This window comes from Streptomyces sp. WAC07094 (assembly GCF_036320405.1).
GTDB lineage: Bacteria > Actinomycetota > Actinomycetes > Streptomycetales > Streptomycetaceae > Streptomyces > Streptomyces lannensis.
On the sequence record NZ_JAVMJZ010000001.1, the window covers coordinates 2533055 to 2549312 of the forward strand.

The window sequence follows — 16258 nt, forward strand, 5'->3', positions numbered from 1 at the left end:
GCCGGTCAGTTCCGGCTGTCTTGGTCACCCACGAGTGTGCCGATCTTCTCACCCTTGACGGCCCGTGCGATATTGCCCTCCGCCAGGAGCTCGAAGACCAGGATGGGCAGCTTGTTGTCCCGGCACAGCGTGATCGCGGTCATGTCGGCGACCTTGAGGTCCCGGGTGATGACCTCGCCGTAGCTGAGCGAGTCGAACTTGACGGCCTCGGGGTTGGTCTTCGGGTCGGAGTCGTAGACCCCGTCCACCCCGTTCTTGCCCATGAGCAACGCCTCGGCGTCGATCTCCAGGGCACGCTGCGCGGCGGTCGTGTCGGTCGAGAAGTACGGCATGCCCATACCGGCGCCGAAGATGACCACGCGGCCCTTCTCCAGGTGGCGCACGGCACGCAGCGGAATGTACGGCTCGGCGACCTGGCCCATGGTGATGGCGGTCTGCACCCGCGAGTCGATGCCCTCCTTCTCCAGAAAGTCCTGGAGGGCGAGGCAGTTCATGACCGTGCCGAGCATGCCCATGTAGTCGGAACGGGCACGGTCCATGCCGCGCTGCTGAAGCTCGGCCCCGCGGAAGAAGTTGCCGCCGCCGATGACGACGGCGATCTGCGAACCGTCGCGCACCACGGCCGCGATCTCACGGGCGATGGCGTGCACCACGTCGGGGTCGACGCCGAGTCCGGTCCCGCCGGAGAAAGCCTCTCCGGACAGCTTCAGCAGAAAGCGGCCGCGTACTTTGCCGTCGTCGCTCTTCTCGGCCTTGGTGGTCATGGAGATCTCCTCGTGGTGCACATACGAAGAAGGCCATTGCCGGTGGGGTGTCGTTCGCAACCCATGCGCGGCAATGGCCTCCTCGTCAGATCTGCTGTCGTCCGTCACGCGTGCGTGCGGGACGGCATACGCGAACTGCACGGACGACTGCTTACGACCCTATCGGGGTCGCCCGTCGATCGCGGTACGGACTCAGATGCCGACCTTGATGCGCGTGAAGCGCTTCAGGGTGACACCCGCCTCGTCCAGAACCTTCTGGACGGACTTCTTGTTGTCCAGCGCGTACGGCTGGCCGAGCAGGGTGGCGTCCTTGAAGAAGCCGTTCAGACGACCCTCGACGATCTTGGCGATCGCGGCCTCGGGCTTGCCCTCGGCGCGGGTGGTCTCCTCGGCGATACGGCGCTCGGACTCGACGACCTCGGCCGGGATCTCCTCCTTGGAGAGGTACTTCGGCGCGAAGGCGGCGATGTGCTGGGCGACGCCCTTGGCGACATCGGCGTTCGGCTTGTCGAGCTCGACGAGGACACCGATCTGCGGGGGCAGGTCGGGCATGGTGCGGTGCATGTACGCCGTCACGAAGCCGTCGGCGAACTGCGCGAAGCGGTCCAGGACGATCTTCTCGCCGAGGTTGGCGTTGGCCTCGTCGACGAACGCCTGGACGGTCTTGCCGGCCTCGATCTCGGAGGCGAGCAGCGCCTCGAGGTCGGCCGGGGAGCTCTTGGCGACGTGCTCGGCGATCGCCGTGGCGACGGCCTGGAACTTGTCACCCTTGGCGACGAAGTCGGTCTCGCACTTCAGCTCGACGAGGACACCGGAGGAGTTGTCGTCGGCGATGATGGAGACCACGGCGCCGTTCTCGGCGGAGCGGCCCTCGCGCTTGGCGACGCCCTTCTGGCCCTTGATGCGGAGCGCCTCGACGGCCTTCTCGACGTTGCCCTCGGCCTCGTCCAGCGCCTTCTTGCAGTCCATCATGCCGGCGCCGGTGAGCTCACGGAGCTTCTTGACGTCGGCGGCGGTGTAGTTCGCCATGATCTGTGAATCTCTTCTCGGAGTTCGAAGTCTCGAAGTCGGCGGCCGCCGCGGCTTGGGCGGGCGTCCGCCAAGGATCTACGGGCTACGAAGATCTACGGGCTGCGGGTGAACGGCGGGTGGCGCGGTCGGCGCCACCCGCCCTCACTTCAGCCGAACGGCCTGAGGTCAGGCCTGCTCGCCCTCGGCGGCCGGGGTCTCGGCGGCAGCCTCGGGAGCCGCAGCCTCGGCGGCCGGCGCCTCGGCGGCAGCCTCGGGAGCCGCAGCCTCGGCGGCCGGCGCCTCGGCGGCAGCCTCGGCGGCGGGGGCCTCCTCGGCCTTCTTCTCACCCTCGAGCAGGTCGCGCTCCCACTCGGCGAGCGGCTCGCCCGCGGCCTTCTCGCCCTTGCCCTCGGTGGCGACACCGGAACGGGCGATGAGGCCCTCGGCGACGGCGTCGGCGATCACACGGGTGAGCAGGGTGACGGAGCGGATGGCGTCGTCGTTGCCCGGGATCTTGTAGTCGACCTCGTCGGGGTCGCAGTTGGTGTCGAGGATGGCGACGACCGGGATGTTGAGCTTGCGGGCCTCGCCGACCGCGATGTGCTCCTTCTTGGTGTCCACGATCCAGACGGCGCTCGGCACCTTCTGCATCTCGCGGATACCGCCGAGGGTCTTCTCCAGCTTGGCCTTCTCGCGGGAGAGGACCAGGAGCTCCTTCTTGGTCAGACCGGAGGCCGCGACGTCCTCGAAGTCGATCTGCTCGAGCTCCTTGAGGCGCTGCAGACGCTTGTAGACGGTCGAGAAGTTGGTGAGCATGCCGCCCAGCCAGCGCTGGTTGACGTAGGGCATGCCGACGCGGGTGGCCTGCTCGGCGATGGCCTCCTGCGCCTGCTTCTTCGTACCGACGAACATGACCGTACCGCCGTGGGCGACGGTCTCCTTGACGAACTCGTAGGCGCGGTCGATGTACGACAGCGACTGGAGCAGGTCGATGATGTAGATGCCGTTGCGCTCGGTGAAGATGAAGCGCTTCATCTTCGGGTTCCAGCGACGGGTCTGGTGACCGAAGTGGACGCCGCTCTCCAGCAGCTCCCGCATCGTGACGACGGCCATGGCCGTTCTCCTTGAGTTTTCTCGGTTGTGCCGCGGGTGCCGGATGACACCCGCGCCTGACGCCCGCGATGCGCCGTGCCACTGGGGACCGAGGGGCGCTGACACCGGCTGCGTAAGGGCCCGGTGTCGGGGCGTGCGAAGTCGACCCGGTGGCCCGGGTCGCCACAAGAAGTGTACGGGACACGCGGAGCGGCGGATGACGCCGCTGTCCACAACCCGGCAGTTGTCCACAGATCCAGCCAAGATCACCCGTGGTCCGGGACCGTTTCCCCATGCGAGCTGAACGATGCGCCCGGACGTGGTCCGCGGTGCTGCTGGTGATGACATCGAGCGTGCTGACCCCCGTGGCCTGGGCGGGTACGTCGGCCTGGCGGCGTCCGGCCACGGCGCCACCGCCGGCCGCCGACGATCACGTACCCGCCGTCGCCCGGGGGTGGCCGGTGGGACGGCGTCCCGAGATCCTCCGGGGCTGGGACCCGCCGGCGGGTCCGTACGGTCCGGGCCACCGGGGCGTGGACCTGGCGGCGGCGCCCGGCGATCCCGTGCGGGCGGTGGCCGCGGGCCGGGTCGTGTTCGCGGGGCGGGTGGCGGGACGGGGCGTCGTCTCGGTCGACCTGGCGGACACGGGCGACCCTCCGCTGCGCACCACGTACGAGCCCGTCAGCGCGTCGGTCGGCGAGGGCGACGAGGTGGAGCCCGGCGGGGAGCTGGGCGTGCTGGAAACGCCGACCGCACACTGCCCCCGCGCCTGTCTGCACTGGGGGTTGCGGAGAGGGGAGGTGTATCTGGATCCGCTGGCCCTGCTGCCGCCGTGGCTGCTGAGGGCCGGTCCCTCCCGTTTGTTGCCACTGCACAACGTGCCGTTGCCCTGAAGACGGCCCCTGCGGCCGTGTCCGTGGTGCCGCAGCCGACGCGGTGTGCTCAGCCCCTGACGCCCCGCAGGACCATCGTGACCGCCGCTTCGGTGATGGCCTCCGGGTCCTCCGCGGCACCCAGCTCGATGCGCCGGACGGCCGCGTCGACCACGCCCTGCAGCAGCATCGCCGCCAGGCGGGGCTCGCGGTGCCGCGTTCCGGCCAGAGCATCGACGATCATCGCCACGAGCCCGCCGTGCGCCGCCCGGATCTTCTCGCGCGCCCCTGCGTCGAGCTCACTCGCGGAGATGGCCACCACGGCCCGGTGCCGCCGGTCCCCCACCAGCGCCAGTTGCCGCCGTACGTACGCCTCGATCTTGGCCTCGGGTCCGTCCGCCATCGCCATGGCCGCCTCGACCTCCGCCGCCCATACGGGGAAGTCGACCGCGCACAGCTCCTCGACGACGGCCGCGCGGGAGCGGAAGTACTCGTACACGGAAGACCGCGCCAGCCCCGTCCGCTCGGCGAGAGCCGGGAAGGTCAGCGCCTCCGTACCGCCCTCGGACAGAAGGGACCGTGCCGCGTCCAGCAGGGCGGCTCGCTGCATCGACCGGTGCTCGGCCACGGAGGCCGCTCGAATCCTTGGCACGTCAACCACTGTACGGACCGTCCGCCCCGCACGGGAGGCCCTCCCACCACATGCCGCGGACGCATGCTCCGTCCGCCGCAGTGACCTGCGCGGATGGTGGCCACACCGGGCGCGCGCACCGACGTCTCCGCAGGGGCGCGCACTTCGCGCCGCCCGGCTCAGCGCCCGAATCCGGCCAGCTTCGCCCTCAGCTGCAGCACGGACTTCGTGTGGATCTGGCTCACCCGGCTCTCGGTCACTCCCAGCACATTGCCGATCTCGGCGAGGGTGAGTCCTTCGTAGTAGTACAGGGTGACGACGGTCTTCTCCCGGTCGGGCAGCGTATTGATCGCCCGGGCCAGGAAACGCCGCAGCTCACGGTCCTCAGCGACCTCCACCGGGTTGTCCGCGGCGGTGTCCTCTAGGGTGTCCATCAGGCTCAGCCGATCGCCCCCCTCACCTCCCACGTGGAGGAGTTCCTCCAGTGCCACCACGTTCGCCAGCGACAACTGGCTGAAGACGGCATGGAGATCCTCGACCCCGATCCCCATCTCCTCGGCCACCTCGGCCTCGGACGGCGTCCGACGCAGCCGGGCCTCCAAGGTCGCGTACGCCCGCTCCACGCTGCGCGCCTTCTGCCGGACCGACCGCGGGATCCAGTCCAGCGCCCGCAGCTCGTCGATCATCGCGCCCCGGATCCGCGTGATCGCGTACGTCTCGAACTTGATCTCCCGGTCGATGTCGAACTTCTCGATCGCGTCGATCAGCCCGAAGACCCCCGACGACACGAAGTCCGCCTGCTCCACATTGGCCGGAAGCCCCACGCTCACCCGCCCGGCGACGTACTTCACCAGCGGCGAATAGTGCAGGATCAGCTGCTCCCGTAACCGCTCGTCCCCCGTCTCCTTGTACGACCGCCACAATTCGTCGAGTGTCGAGGGAGCGGGCGGGCGCACGCTGCCGCCGTCACGGGCGGCTGGGGGAATCGCCGCCCGGTCGGACCCGGAGGTGTGCTGGGGCATTCGTCGCCTTGTGCCGATCTGCTGTGAACCGGTGCTGCCTGGGCGAGCTGTCGGTCTGATGTCGAGTTGCCTGTCTGAGTGGGAATCCTCGTGAGCGTAGCGTGACTGCGGTGTCGCAGTGTGCGAAGGGGAAGGGATCACCCGTGCGCGAACAGCCTCGGCGGGCCCCGTCCCGGACACCCGGCCGTCGCCCTGCGTGATCGCCGCAAAGGGTCAACTACGGTAATAACCAAGGCTGTCGGGGGATCGCCCGGACGGCCGAACACAGTCGGTCAACACTGGTGGCGATCTTGCCGGGCCGCGGTCACGGCCTGGCGTGTCAACTTCCAGCCGTCGTCGTGTCGTTCGACAAAACCAAGTGATCGGAGTTCGTACAGCCTCGCGACGGCGTCCTCCTCGGTCGTCTGTGCGCCGCTCGCGATATCGGGCACCGTCGCCGCAGTGCCGCCAGGCAGCGCGGCCAGAACCCGCCGGGCGGCCGGTTCGAGCAGGTCACGGGGCAGTACGGGGCCGCGCCGGTCCGGGGCGAGTTCGCCGATGCCACCCACCAGCTCCACGACGTCCGCGGCGTCCGAGACGAGCACCGCCTCTCCCCGCAGCAGTTCATGGACGCCGGCCGAGAGCCCGCTGGTGACCGGGCCGGGCACGCCCATGGTGAATCTGCCGAGCCGCTGCGCCGCCCGGGCGGTGACCAGTGCGCCACTGCGGTACGCCGCCTCGACGACCACGGTGCCCCGGGTGAGCGCCGCGATCACCCGGTTCCGGAGCAGAAACCTGCTGGGCGTCGGGTGATCGCCGGGCGGCAGCTCGCCCACGACCAGACCCTGCTGCGCGATCCTGGTGATCAGCTCGGTGTGCCCGCGGGGGTAGGGCCGGTCCACTCCGCAGGCCAGCACGGCCACGGTGGCCCCGCCCGCCGCAAGGCTCCCCCGGTGGGCGGCCCCGTCCACGCCGTACGCCCCGCCGGATACGACCACCCAGCCGCGCTCCGCGAGTCCCGCGCCGAGGGTGGCCGCCGCATGCGCCCCGTACTCGGTACAGGCGCGGGCACCCACGAGCGCGACGGACTTGAGGGCCCACATCCGCAGATTGGGTGAACCGCGCACCCAGAGGCCGACGGGCCGGGCGTCCCCCAGATCGTCGAGCTGGGCGGGCCACTCGGACGTTCCCGGGCACACGAACCGCACTCCCGCCTGCCGGGCCGAGTCCCAGTCGCGCCGCGGCTCGGCCCGGCAGGCCCGCGTCCGCATACCGGCCCACCGCTTCCCCGTCGCTCCCGGGAGCGGCCTCCCTCCCTCGAGCAGCCGCCGGACCAGCTCCTGCGCACCCCACTCCCGCAGCCAGCGGCCCGCCACCTCGTCGCCGGGTTCGACGACCCGGGTCAGAAGGGCCCGGGCGAGTCGCTCACCGTCCGGGAGGTGGCTCCCGTCCGCGGCGTCTTCCCCGCTCATGCCGGAGCCCCGATGGCCATCGGCACACCCCGGGGCACTCCGGTGCGCAGTTGCAGGGCGAGCGCCACGTCCGTCGCGTCGGGGCGGTCGTGTCCCGCGAGGTCCGCGACGGTCCAGGCGACCCGCAGCACACGGTCGAGCCCCCGGGCCGTGAGCACCCCGCGCTCCAGACTCCGCTCCGCCTCGTCCATGGCGCCGCTCGCCGCATGCCAGCGGCTGCGCAGATCCCGTCCCGGCACTTCGCTGTTCGTCCCCCAGGGGGTGCCCGCCAGCCGCAGCGCCGCCCTGTGTCTGGCCTCCCGGACCCGGTGGGCGACCGTCGCGGTGGACTCGCCCCGCGCGTCGCGTTCGGTGAGCTCGGCACGGGTGACCGGGTCGACCTCGACGCGCAGGTCCACCCGGTCCAGCAGTGGGCCGGAGAGCCGGGCCTGATAGCGGCGGACGGCCGAGGGCGGGCACTCGCACAGGGTGTCGCGCTGGGAGAAGCGGCCACACGGACAGGGGTTGGCCGCGAGCACCATGAGGAATCTCGCCGGGAAGCGCACGACCCCCGCGCTGCGGGCGATCACGACGTGCCCGGACTCCAGGGGCTGACGCAGCGCATCCAGGGCCTGGCCGGTGAATTCGGGCGCTTCGTCCAGGAAGAGCACCCCGCGGTGGGAGAGCGACACCGCGCCGGGGCGGGCCGTGCCGGGGCCTCCGCCCACCAGTGCCTGCATGGTGGCCGAGTGGTGCGGGGCGCAGTAGGGGGCCGTGTCGATCAGGGGTTTGCCGGCGGGAAGCAGGCCGGCCACCGAGTGCACGGCGGTGACCTCCAGGGACTCCTGCCTGCTGAGTCCCGGCAGCAGGGCGGGAAGCCGTTCGGCGAGCATCGTCTTCCCGGCGCCCGGTGGTCCTTGCAGGAACAGGTGGTGCCCGCCGGCCGCGGCCACCTCCAGCGCCGTGCGGGCCGAGGTCTGGCCTACGACGTCGGAGAGATCGTGGCCCTGGTCCTGCTGCGCGGCGCCGAGGCTGTGCATCCCCGTGGCGGACCCGCTGCCCGGCATCCGCAGCCCCGCGAGGAGCGGATCGGGGCGACCGCGTTCGTCCGGCTCCTCCTCGGGCACGGGCTCGTCGGCGAGTACGGCGATCAGCTGGCGCAGACTGCGGACACCCAGCACGGACACGCCGGGAACGAGCGAGGCCTCGGCGGCGGCACACTCCGGCACGACCACCTGTTCGTACCCTGCGTCCACCGCGGCCAGTACCGCCGGGAGAATGCCTCGCACGGGCCGCACCCGCCCGTCCAGGCCCAGTTCGCCGATCATCACGATGTCGGCGAGCACCCGGGGATCGATCCGTTCGGCCGCTCCCAGCACCGCGCAGGCCACGGCGAGGTCGAACCCGCTGCCCGCCTTCGGCACGGACGCGGGGCTGAGACCGACGGTGAGCTTCTTCTGCGGCCAGTCGGCCCCCGAGTTCACCACGGCCGCCCGCACGCGGTCCCGGCTCTCGGTCAGGCTCTTGTCCGGCAGACCCACCAGGGTGAACGCCGCCACGCCCGGTTCGAGGTCGGCCTGGACCTCGACCACCACGCCCTCGACACCGACCAGTGCCACGGAGCAGGTGCGCGCGAACCCCATCACGCCACCCCCCGGGCATGCTCCACCACGGGGGCACCGCGCCCGGGCAGGACGACGCCGACCAGGTCGATGCGCACCCCTCCCGGGGGCGCCCCTCCATGTGCCTGGACCCAGCGCTCGGCGAGACCGCGCAGCCGGTGGGCCTTGGCGGGGGTGACGGCGGCCATCGGATGCTCGAAGCGGCCACCCCGGCGTGTCTTGACCTCGCACACGACCAGGGCGTCGCCGTCCCTGGCCACGATGTCGATCTCGCCGCTTCGGCCGCAGCGCCAGTTGCGCTCCAGGACCGTCATCCCGGCGGCCGTCAGCCGCCGGGCCGCCACATCCTCGCCGTACCTGCCGAGTGCCTCTCGTGCGTTCATGTCGGCACCACCTCCGGTGCCAACCGTCACGCATCCGCCTCCGCAGAGTGGATCTTGGTGGACAACTCGGAGGCTGTGGACAACTTCGTCACCCTCCCGGGGACGGCGACGGCCATCAGCCGCTCGGGAGCTCCAGGTCGCTCTTGTTCAGCTCCTCGATATTCACGTCCTTGAACGTGAGCACGCGCACCTGCTTCACGAAGCGGGCAGGCCGGTACATGTCCCAGACCCAGGCATCCGCCATGGACACCTCGAAGAACACCTCGCCCTGCACCGAGTGCACCTGCATCTCGTAGTCGTTGGTGAGGTAGAAGCGCCGTTCGGTCTCGATCACGAATTTGAACAGACCGACGACATCGCGGTACTCCCGGTAGAGCTTCAGCTCCATCTCGGTCTCGTACTTCTCGAGGTCCTCGGCGCTCATGGCATGTTCCCCTTCAGCCGTGCGATCCCACCATTGTGCGCCAGTCCCGTGCGCCTCTAGACGATTTCTGTGTCCAGGATTGCGGGGCCGGCCGGGGGACCTTCGTCGAGCAGCATGCGGAGCAGCTCGGCGAGTCTCTTCGGATACACCGTCTCATGCGCCTCGGCCAGTTCTCCGCACGACCACCACCGTGCACCGGCGACACTGCGTTTTTCCAGCTCCGTCAGGCCCAGCGCGGCCGTGGCCCGGCCCGTCCCGGTCGTGCGGGCGAGGTAGTACCACTCGTCCTGGTCCCAGCGGCGACCGGCGAACGGGAACGAGCACCTTCGCTTCCACAGCACCGATCCGAGCTCGACATCGGTGATGCCGGTCTCCTCCGCCAGCTCGCGCAGAGCGGCCTGCTCACGCGTCTCGTCGCCCTCCACGCCGCCGCCGGGGGTGAACCACCAGTCGTCCGAGGGATCGTCCGGCTCGTGCCCATGGAGCAGCAGAATGCGGTCCTGCGGGTCGAGCAGCACCACTCTGGCCACCTTGCGCAGCCCACCCGTGTACCCGTCGTGCGGGCCCGGCTCGGCCGCCCGAGGGTCGAAGAGCGGTGTCGGCTCAGCGGACACCGGCCAGCTCCGTCCGCGGGGCGCTGCGCCTGCGGCCCGCGCGGTCGGCGATCGCCCCGAGCGCCGCGCCCGCCATGACCAGCACCGCCCCGGCCACGATCACGCCGAAGATCGGCCGCAGGGGTCCGGGCGAGGAGATCGGGCCGAGCGCCTCGAAGCCCGTCGGGCGCTCCAGCATGCCGTTCATCGGCCACACCACCGAGTCCACGCGGGCGTCCACCGCACTGCGGGGCACCGTGCCGCTGAAGGCCTCCGTGAGGTGTGCCGTGGAGTCCAGGGAACCGCTGCGCTCGTCGCCGAGGAGGAACAGCCGCCCCTTGGGGACGGTGATGGTCGGGATCGTCTTCAGCTCGGCGGGCTGGTCCTTGCCGAGGTAGGACTCCTGGATCCGCTTGCCGTTCACGGTCAGTCTGCCCTCGGTGCAGCAGGCGATGGTGTCGCCGCCGACCGCCACGACCCGCTTGACGATGGGCATGTTGCCCCAGCTCTTCTGCTTGAAGACGACGACGTCGCCCCGCGTGATGTCGGCGGTGTCGACACGCTGGGCCAGGACCCGGTCACCGGCCTTGATCGTGGGAGTCATCGAGTCGGTCGGCACGGTGTAGGGACGGTAGACGAACGCTCCCCATACGAACCCGCCGAGGAAGAGCACACAGCCGAGGGCCACGGCCAGTCCCGACAGGGTCCTGCCGAGGCGCCCGCGGCCCTCTTCCGTACGACCAGTCCTGCTCATCCCAGTGCTCCCCAGGTCGGAGACTCGCTTCCGTGGCCCGCGAACGGCCCACGGAAGATCGGCGATCTGGGACGGCACACTACCGGTCGGTACCTCCGCCGGTAACCCTCGGGTTTCCGGCGGTAATGCCTGCGGCGACACGCCGCCTGCGCCACAGCACCAGCGGCGCCGCGCCCGTCAGGCCGAGCGCCGCCGGAGCCGTCACGCTCAGACCCTGGTCAAAGGTGTCCGGGACCGGCAGCGTGTTCCAGCGGGTGGGCGGCCAGGCGATCACGATGGCGCGGCCCACGACGTTCCCGACGGGCACGAAGCCCTGGTACCGGTCCTGTTGGTGGTAGCGGGAGTCCAGCGAGTTCTGCCGGTGGTCACCCATGACCCAGATTTTGCCCGCCGGAACCGTGACCTTGAACTGACCGCCCTGGTCGTCGACGCTGCACGGGGTGTTCCCGGGGTAGACGTAGGGCTCGTTCAGCGCCTTGCCGTTGACCATCAGCGGGCCGGTGCCCCGGCACTCGATGGTGTCGCCCGCGACGCCCACCACCCGCTTGATGAGGTCCTTCTCCTCCGCGGAGGGCATGAGGCCGATCCAGCTGAGGGCCGTCTGAAGGGCGTTGGGCGTGACGGTGGGCTCGCCCGCCAGCCAGTTGTCCGGATCGTGGAAGACGACGACCTCGCCACGCGAGGGCTCGGAGCCGAACCACGGCGTCAGCTTGTCCACCAGCACACGGTCGCCCTGCTGGAGGGTGTTCTGCATCGAGTCCGAGGGGATCGAGAACGCCTGCACCAGGAACGTCTTGATCAGCAGCGCGAGGACCAGCGCGATACCGATGAGGAGCGGAAGTTCCTTCCAGAAAGAACGCTGCTTCTGCGGCTGGGGGTTCTGACCGTCGCCCTGTGCGCCGCCGCCGGGGGAGCTACCCCCCGAGCCGCCGTCGTGGTCCACGGCCGGGGCAGCCGTCTCGTCGGGTCGCTCTTCGGGACCTTCGTGTCCGGATCGTGCGCCGACCGCCAAATCCCCCACGTCCACTCCTCACTCCGTATCGCCGCCGGCGCCCCAGTCGACGCAGGCCCACCACTCCCATAACGAGCGGGAGTTCCGCAGGGCTCGGGAGCGGGATCAATCCATATCGATCCGCAGAGGCCACCCTATGCGACGGACCGAGTGCGTTGGCCGATCCGCCCGGCACCGACGCGTAAGTGTCAGGGTCCCTCAGACGTGTCCAGTGCCCGATGGGCCAGGCGATGACCACGGCGCGGCCGACGACGGATTTCTCGGAGACGGTACCGCTGAACGCCTCGGTGCGGTGGTAACGCGAGTCCGCCGAGTTGGCGCGGTGGTCGCCCATGACCCACAGACGGCCGGGAGGAACGGTCACCGAGAACGCGAAGTCCGAAGGTTTGTTCTCCGGGTGAATGTATGGCTCATTCAGTGGAGTGCCGTTGACGGTGACACGTCCTTGGGTGTCGCAGCACTTGACGGTGTCCCCACCGACGGCGACCACCCGCTTGATGAGGTCCTTGTCGTTGTCGGAGGGCAGCAGGCCGATCCAGGTGAGCCCTTCCTTGGCCTGCTTGATGCCGACGGGATCGTTCGTCTTGGTCGTCTTCTCCCCGGCCAGCCAGTCGCCCGGGTCCCTGAAGACGACGACGTCTCCGCGCTGCGGCTTGGAGCCGAACCACGGGGTCAGCTTGTCGACCAGGACTCGGTCGCCGACCTGGATCGTGTTCTCCATGGAGCCCGACGGGATCACGAAGGCCTGCACGAGGAACGTCTTGAGGACGAGTGCTATGAGCACGGCGACGCCGGCCAGGAGGGGTATCTCCTTGACGGCGGAGCGCCTCCGCTTGCGCTTGACCTTGCGCTGGAGCCTGCGCCGCTCGGCGCGGCTGCGCCCGGTGGGGCCGGCGGACCCTCCGGCGCGCCGCGCGCCGGTGGGCAGGAGGTTCTGGGTGACGGTGTCGATCGGCACCCCACGCGGTTTGCCCCGGTTACCCATGGGCACCGTCCGCGACGGGAACACGCGCGTAGGCGCCGGGACGTGTGATGTGCCTCTGGTCCGCGGAGGGCCAGAGCACCCAGTCGGCCCTGCCGATCACCGCGCCGAGCGGGATCATCCCGCCGCCCGGCGAACCCAGGTGGTCGCGGGAGTCGCTGGAGTCGCTGCGGTGGTCGCCGAGCACGAACAGCGTGCCGTCGGGCACGACGACGTCGAAGGCGACGTCGGACGGGCTGTTACCGGGGTACAGAAACGACGACTCGTCGACCGACCGGCCGTTCACCTCGAGTCTCCCCTCCCTGTCGCAGCAGACCACGCGGTCTCCCCCCACACCTACTACCCGCTTGACGTAGTCGGCGTTCCCGAAGTACCCGGAGCCGTCGAACACGACGACGTCTCCCCGTTGCGGCTTCGATCCGAAACGGTACGCCAACTTATTTACGAGCACGCGGTCCCCAACCCTCAATCCACGCTCCATGGAACCGCTGGGGATTTCGAAGGGCTGCATCACGAACGTGCTGAGTGCGAGGAGAAACAGCAGGCAGATCAACACGGTCAGGGTGATCCGTCCGCCGGGCACCCGGTCGACCACGCCGGACAGCAACGCGAAGCGCGACCGCCCCGCAGGACCCGGTGTGGCCGAGATCTCCTCGGACTCCACGGGATCGCGGGAGCGGTCGCGCTCCATGTGCTGTGCTTCGGTGTCCATCGGGGCCAGATGCTATCCGGCCCCCCTGTGGACCCCCGGAGGCGCTCAGTTCTCGCGCTTCTCCTTGATCTTCGCCGCCTTGCCGCGCAGGTCGCGCAGGTAGTACCAGCTTGGCGCGGCGCACGTCACCCTTGGTGACCAGCTCGATCTTCTCCACGATCGGGGTGTGCACCGGGAAGGTGCGCTCGACGCCGACGGAGAAGGAGACCTTGCGGACCGTGAAGGTCTCGCGCACGCCGGCGCCCTGGCGACGGATCACAACGCCCTTGAACTGCTGCACACGGGAGCGGTTGCCCTCGATGACGCGGACGTGGACGTTGACGGTGTCACCCGGGCGGAAGGCCGGGATGTCGCTGCGCAGCGACGCGACGTCGACGGAGTCGAGCAGGTGAGACATTTCGTCTGCTTTCTTCACCGATGCCACAGGTCATCGGCGGGAGATCGTTTTCGATAAGAAGCGCCGACCGCGTCGGGGCGGGCGTCGTGTCCCCCCGTGGCAGGGGCGCGCGCCGGAAGCGGACAACAGCCGCCTATTCTTCCATGCCCTCCGGCCTGCGCCAAAATCGGCCGTGCGCCGCGCCGTCGGGGTCCGGTGCCCAGCCGAGGACGGAGAGCATCTCGCGGTCCTTCTTGTCGAAGGCCGCGGGGTCGCAGCGCTCGATCAGGTCGGGCCGGTTGGCCGTCGTGCGCTTCAGCGCCTCGTCCCGGCGCCAGCGGGCGATCCTGCCGTGGTGGCCGCTGAGCAGGATCTCGGGGATGTCCCGGCCGCGCCAGAGCGGCGGCTTGGTGTAGACGGGCCCCTCCAGGAGGTTCGCCATCGCGCCGGGCGCGAAGGAGTCGTCCCGGTGCGATTCGGCATTGCCCAGGACCCCGGGCAGCAACCGGGCCACCGCTTCCGTGATGACGAGGACGGCCGCCTCGCCGCCGGCGAGGACGTAGTCGCCGATGGACACCTCGTACACCGGTATCCGGGTCGCGTACTCGTCGACGACGCGGCGGTCGATCCCCTCGTAGCGGGCGGGCGTGAAGATCAGCCAGGGGCGCTCGGAGAGTTCGACGGCGAGTTCCTGGGTGAAGGGACGGCCGCTGGGCGTGGGCACCAGCAGGGCGGGCGCCGCGGCGCCGGTCTCGTACCCGTCGGCCAGGATCTCGTCCAGCGCCGCGCCCCAGGGATCGGTCTTCATGACCATGCCGGGGCCGCCGCCGTAGGGGGTGTCGTCGACCGTGTTGTGGCGGTCGTAGGTCCAGGAGCGCAGATCGTGCACATGGACGTCCAGCTGCCCACGCGCGCGTGCCTTGCCGACGAGCGAGACGTTCAGCGGTTCCAGGTACTCGGGGAAGATCGTGACGACGTCGAGCCTCATCACTCCTCTTCCTCCGGCTCGCGGGACGACGCGATCTCCGCACGATCGTCGATCAGGCCCGGCGGGGGGTCGATGACCGCCCGCTGCTCCTCGAGGTCGATCTCGGTGACGATCTCCTCGACGAACGGGATCAGCACCTCGGTACCGTCCGGGCGCTCCACCACGAACAGGTCCTGGTGGGGCAGATGCGAGATCTCGGTGATCCGGCCCACCTCCGTGCCGTCGACGGTCACCACGTCCAGGTCCATGAGCTGGTGGTCGTAGTACTCGTCCTCGCCCTCGGGAAGCTCGTCCGGGTCGATCTCGGCGATCAGGAGGGTGTTGCGCAGTGCCTCGGCGCCGGTGCGGTCCTGGACGCCGTCGAAGCGCAGGAGCAGCCGTCCGCTGTGCACCCGGCCCGTCGCGATGGTGAGCGGGCCGACGGCCGCGGGTTCGGTCGCCAGCACGGCGCCGGGGGCGAGCCTGAGTTCGGGCTCGTCGGTACGTACCTCCACGGTGACCTCGCCCTTGATGCCGTGGGCGCGGCCGATCCGTGCGACTACCAGCTGCACTTGTGAAGATCTCCTGTCGTAACGACCGCGGGCCGGGGACGGCCCAGTGGCCCTCCCCGGCCCGAGCCGGTTGCGATAAGCGTCAGCGGACGTGATCCACGTCGACGAGGTCGACACGGACACCACGGCCGCCGATGGCGCCCACGACGGTACGCAGAGCGCGTGCGGTACGGCCGTTGCGGCCGATCACCTTGCCGAGGTCGTCGGGGTGCACCCGGACCTCGAGCACACGCCCGCGACGCAGGTCGCGCGAGGCCACCTGCACATCGTCAGGGTTGTCGACGATGCCCTTCACGAGGTGCTCGAGAGCCTCCTCGAGCATGCTCAGGCCCCGGTCGACTCAGACGAAGACGACTCGGCCGCGGCCTCGTCCTTCTTCTCAGCCTTCTTCTTCTGGGTGATCGCCTCACCCTTGCCCTCGTCGTCACCGGCGAGCGCCTCGAAGGACGGACGCGCGGCCTTGGGCGCGGCCACCAGCAGCGGCGCCGGGGCGGGCTCGCCCTTGAACTTCTGCCAGTCGCCGGTCTTCTTCAGAATGGCGAGCACGGGCTCGGTCGGCTGCGCGCCGACGCCGAGCCAGTACGCCACGCGGTCGGCGTCCACCTCGATGACCGACGGGTTGTAGGTCGGGTGGTACTTGCCGATCTCCTCGATCGCACGGCCGTCACGGCGGGTGCGGGAGTCGGCGACGACGATGCGGTAGTGAGGCGCACGGATCTTGCCCAGACGCTTCAGCTTGATCTTGACTGCCACGGGAGTGGATTCTCCTGGTTTGACGTGGTTGGGCACGGCGGGTCGGCCGCGTGGGGTTGCGGTACCCGAGTGCCCGACGGACGCGTCAGCCGGAGGAGAGAGGGGTCCTGTGCGGCTGTCGAGTACAGCTAGCCATTCTGCCACACCTTGACGCAGCCTCGGCCCGCCAGGGGTGTGCCCGGACATGACGACGGGGCATCCGGCGCCGGGCCCGGGGCGACGGCCCCGGCGCTCACGGATGCCCGTCCACCGTGCCGGTCCCGGCGTACGTGTGCGCAGTGCGTGT

Annotated in this window: 19 protein-coding genes and 1 pseudogene; 1 reads left to right on the forward strand and 19 read right to left on the reverse strand. The window is 70.1% G+C overall.

Translation table 11 applies throughout. The features are described from left to right. Nucleotides 1-5: 5 nt before the first annotated feature. From pyrH to rpsB, 3 genes are all read right to left on the reverse strand, one after another. Nucleotides 6-764, reverse strand: coding sequence for a UMP kinase (gene pyrH / locus RCR19_RS11010; RefSeq protein WP_331264980.1), 759 nt, complete (start codon nucleotides 762-764; stop codon nucleotides 6-8). Nucleotides 765-956: 192 nt separating this feature from the next. Next, complete coding sequence (gene tsf, locus RCR19_RS11015; protein ID WP_331264981.1) at nucleotides 957-1793, reverse strand: translation elongation factor Ts; 837 nt, start codon at nucleotides 1791-1793, stop codon at nucleotides 957-959. A gap of 168 nt (nucleotides 1794-1961) precedes the next feature. After that, nucleotides 1962-2888 carry a 30S ribosomal protein S2 gene (gene rpsB, locus RCR19_RS11020; RefSeq protein WP_331264982.1) on the reverse strand — a complete coding sequence of 309 codons (927 nt, stop codon included), beginning with the start codon at nucleotides 2886-2888 and terminating at the stop codon, nucleotides 1962-1964. 272 nt (nucleotides 2889-3160) lie between these two features. Between rpsB and RCR19_RS11025 the strand changes: the two genes are divergently transcribed. After that, nucleotides 3161-3760 (forward strand): M23 family metallopeptidase, encoded by a 600-nt coding sequence (locus RCR19_RS11025; RefSeq protein WP_331264983.1) that lies wholly within the window; start codon nucleotides 3161-3163, stop codon nucleotides 3758-3760. A gap of 49 nt (nucleotides 3761-3809) precedes the next feature. Here RCR19_RS11025 and RCR19_RS11030 read toward each other — a convergent pair whose 3' ends face one another. The 16 genes and pseudogenes from RCR19_RS11030 to rpsP all read right to left on the reverse strand — a co-directional run bounded on the left by RCR19_RS11030 (nucleotide 3810) and on the right by rpsP (nucleotide 15972). Beyond that, complete coding sequence (locus RCR19_RS11030) at nucleotides 3810-4367, reverse strand: helix-turn-helix domain-containing protein (RefSeq protein WP_331269409.1); 558 nt, start codon at nucleotides 4365-4367, stop codon at nucleotides 3810-3812. 182 nt (nucleotides 4368-4549) lie between these two features. Next, complete coding sequence (gene whiG / locus RCR19_RS11035) at nucleotides 4550-5392, reverse strand: RNA polymerase sigma factor WhiG (RefSeq protein WP_331264984.1); 843 nt, start codon at nucleotides 5390-5392, stop codon at nucleotides 4550-4552. 272 nt (nucleotides 5393-5664) lie between these two features. Next, entirely contained in the window at nucleotides 5665-6843 is a 1179-nt protein-coding gene (gene dprA, locus RCR19_RS11040; RefSeq protein ID WP_331264985.1) for a DNA-processing protein DprA, read from the reverse strand. Further along, the gene (locus RCR19_RS11045) at nucleotides 6840-8465 is read right to left on the reverse strand and encodes a YifB family Mg chelatase-like AAA ATPase (protein WP_331264986.1); all 1626 of its coding nucleotides are present in this window, start codon (nucleotides 8463-8465) and stop codon (nucleotides 6840-6842) included. Before RCR19_RS11045 ends, dprA begins: the two co-directional genes overlap by 4 nt. After that, a complete protein-coding gene (locus RCR19_RS11050) occupies nucleotides 8465-8827 on the reverse strand; it encodes a YraN family protein (RefSeq protein ID WP_181923164.1) in 363 nt (120 codons plus the stop codon). Before RCR19_RS11050 ends, RCR19_RS11045 begins: the two co-directional genes overlap by 1 nt. Before the next feature lie 115 nt (nucleotides 8828-8942). After that, nucleotides 8943-9251 (reverse strand): DUF2469 domain-containing protein, encoded by a 309-nt coding sequence (locus RCR19_RS11055; RefSeq protein WP_018102380.1) that lies wholly within the window; start codon nucleotides 9249-9251, stop codon nucleotides 8943-8945. A 56-nt stretch (nucleotides 9252-9307) separates the two neighbouring features. Beyond that, nucleotides 9308-9790, reverse strand: a complete 483-nt coding sequence (locus RCR19_RS11060) for an NUDIX hydrolase (RefSeq protein ID WP_220296407.1) — start codon at nucleotides 9788-9790, stop codon at nucleotides 9308-9310. Between the two features lie 64 nt (nucleotides 9791-9854). Next, nucleotides 9855-10598, reverse strand: a complete 744-nt coding sequence (lepB, locus tag RCR19_RS11065; protein ID WP_331264987.1) for a signal peptidase I — start codon at nucleotides 10596-10598, stop codon at nucleotides 9855-9857. 79 nt (nucleotides 10599-10677) lie between these two features. Then, complete coding sequence (gene lepB / locus RCR19_RS11070) at nucleotides 10678-11619, reverse strand: signal peptidase I (protein ID WP_331264988.1); 942 nt, start codon at nucleotides 11617-11619, stop codon at nucleotides 10678-10680. After that, nucleotides 11513-12595, reverse strand: coding sequence for a signal peptidase I (lepB, locus tag RCR19_RS11075; protein WP_331264989.1), 1083 nt, complete (start codon nucleotides 12593-12595; stop codon nucleotides 11513-11515). The genes lepB (RCR19_RS11070) and lepB (RCR19_RS11075) overlap by 107 nt, the downstream gene beginning before the upstream one ends. Beyond that, nucleotides 12588-13304, reverse strand: a complete 717-nt coding sequence (lepB, locus tag RCR19_RS11080; protein WP_331264990.1) for a signal peptidase I — start codon at nucleotides 13302-13304, stop codon at nucleotides 12588-12590. Before lepB (RCR19_RS11080) ends, lepB (RCR19_RS11075) begins: the two co-directional genes overlap by 8 nt. A gap of 45 nt (nucleotides 13305-13349) precedes the next feature. Further along, nucleotides 13350-13701 (reverse strand): annotated as a pseudogene (gene rplS, locus RCR19_RS11085) (50S ribosomal protein L19). A 133-nt stretch (nucleotides 13702-13834) separates the two neighbouring features. Beyond that, nucleotides 13835-14668: a tRNA (guanosine(37)-N1)-methyltransferase TrmD gene (gene trmD, locus RCR19_RS11090; protein WP_331264991.1), complete on the reverse strand. Its 834-nt coding sequence runs from the start codon at nucleotides 14666-14668 to the stop codon at nucleotides 13835-13837. Continuing rightward, nucleotides 14668-15219, reverse strand: coding sequence for a ribosome maturation factor RimM (rimM, locus tag RCR19_RS11095; protein ID WP_331264992.1), 552 nt, complete (start codon nucleotides 15217-15219; stop codon nucleotides 14668-14670). The genes trmD and rimM overlap by 1 nt, the downstream gene beginning before the upstream one ends. Before the next feature lie 82 nt (nucleotides 15220-15301). After that, nucleotides 15302-15541, reverse strand: coding sequence for an RNA-binding protein (locus tag RCR19_RS11100; protein ID WP_005479813.1), 240 nt, complete (start codon nucleotides 15539-15541; stop codon nucleotides 15302-15304). 2 nt (nucleotides 15542-15543) lie between these two features. Next, a complete protein-coding gene (rpsP, locus tag RCR19_RS11105; protein ID WP_331264993.1) occupies nucleotides 15544-15972 on the reverse strand; it encodes a 30S ribosomal protein S16 in 429 nt (142 codons plus the stop codon). Nucleotides 15973-16258 lie beyond the last annotated feature (286 nt).

What these genes read in the sequence shown, in the direction of transcription:
- lepB (WP_331264987.1), bottom strand. Translation starts at nt 10,598, where the DNA reads ATGAGCAGGACTGGTCGTACGGAAGAGGGCCGCGGGCGCCTCGGCAGG.
- RCR19_RS11055 (WP_018102380.1), bottom strand. Translation starts at nt 9,251, where the DNA reads ATGAGCGCCGAGGACCTCGAGAAGTACGAGACCGAGATGGAGCTGAAG.
- trmD (WP_331264991.1), bottom strand. Translation starts at nt 14,668, where the DNA reads ATGAGGCTCGACGTCGTCACGATCTTCCCCGAGTACCTGGAACCGCTG.
- RCR19_RS11050 (WP_181923164.1), bottom strand. Translation starts at nt 8,827, where the DNA reads ATGAACGCACGAGAGGCACTCGGCAGGTACGGCGAGGATGTGGCGGCC.
- pyrH (WP_331264980.1), bottom strand. Translation starts at nt 764, where the DNA reads ATGACCACCAAGGCCGAGAAGAGCGACGACGGCAAAGTACGCGGCCGC.
- rpsB (WP_331264982.1), bottom strand. Translation starts at nt 2,888, where the DNA reads ATGGCCGTCGTCACGATGCGGGAGCTGCTGGAGAGCGGCGTCCACTTC.
- tsf (WP_331264981.1), bottom strand. Translation starts at nt 1,793, where the DNA reads ATGGCGAACTACACCGCCGCCGACGTCAAGAAGCTCCGTGAGCTCACC.
- lepB (WP_331264990.1), bottom strand. Translation starts at nt 13,304, where the DNA reads ATGGACACCGAAGCACAGCACATGGAGCGCGACCGCTCCCGCGATCCC.
- whiG (WP_331264984.1), bottom strand. Translation starts at nt 5,392, where the DNA reads ATGCCCCAGCACACCTCCGGGTCCGACCGGGCGGCGATTCCCCCAGCC.
- RCR19_RS11025 (WP_331264983.1), top strand. Translation starts at nt 3,161, where the DNA reads ATGCGAGCTGAACGATGCGCCCGGACGTGGTCCGCGGTGCTGCTGGTG.
- lepB (WP_331264989.1), bottom strand. Translation starts at nt 12,595, where the DNA reads ATGGGTAACCGGGGCAAACCGCGTGGGGTGCCGATCGACACCGTCACC.
- RCR19_RS11045 (WP_331264986.1), bottom strand. Translation starts at nt 8,465, where the DNA reads ATGGGGTTCGCGCGCACCTGCTCCGTGGCACTGGTCGGTGTCGAGGGC.
- dprA (WP_331264985.1), bottom strand. Translation starts at nt 6,843, where the DNA reads ATGAGCGGGGAAGACGCCGCGGACGGGAGCCACCTCCCGGACGGTGAG.
- RCR19_RS11100 (WP_005479813.1), bottom strand. Translation starts at nt 15,541, where the DNA reads ATGCTCGAGGAGGCTCTCGAGCACCTCGTGAAGGGCATCGTCGACAAC.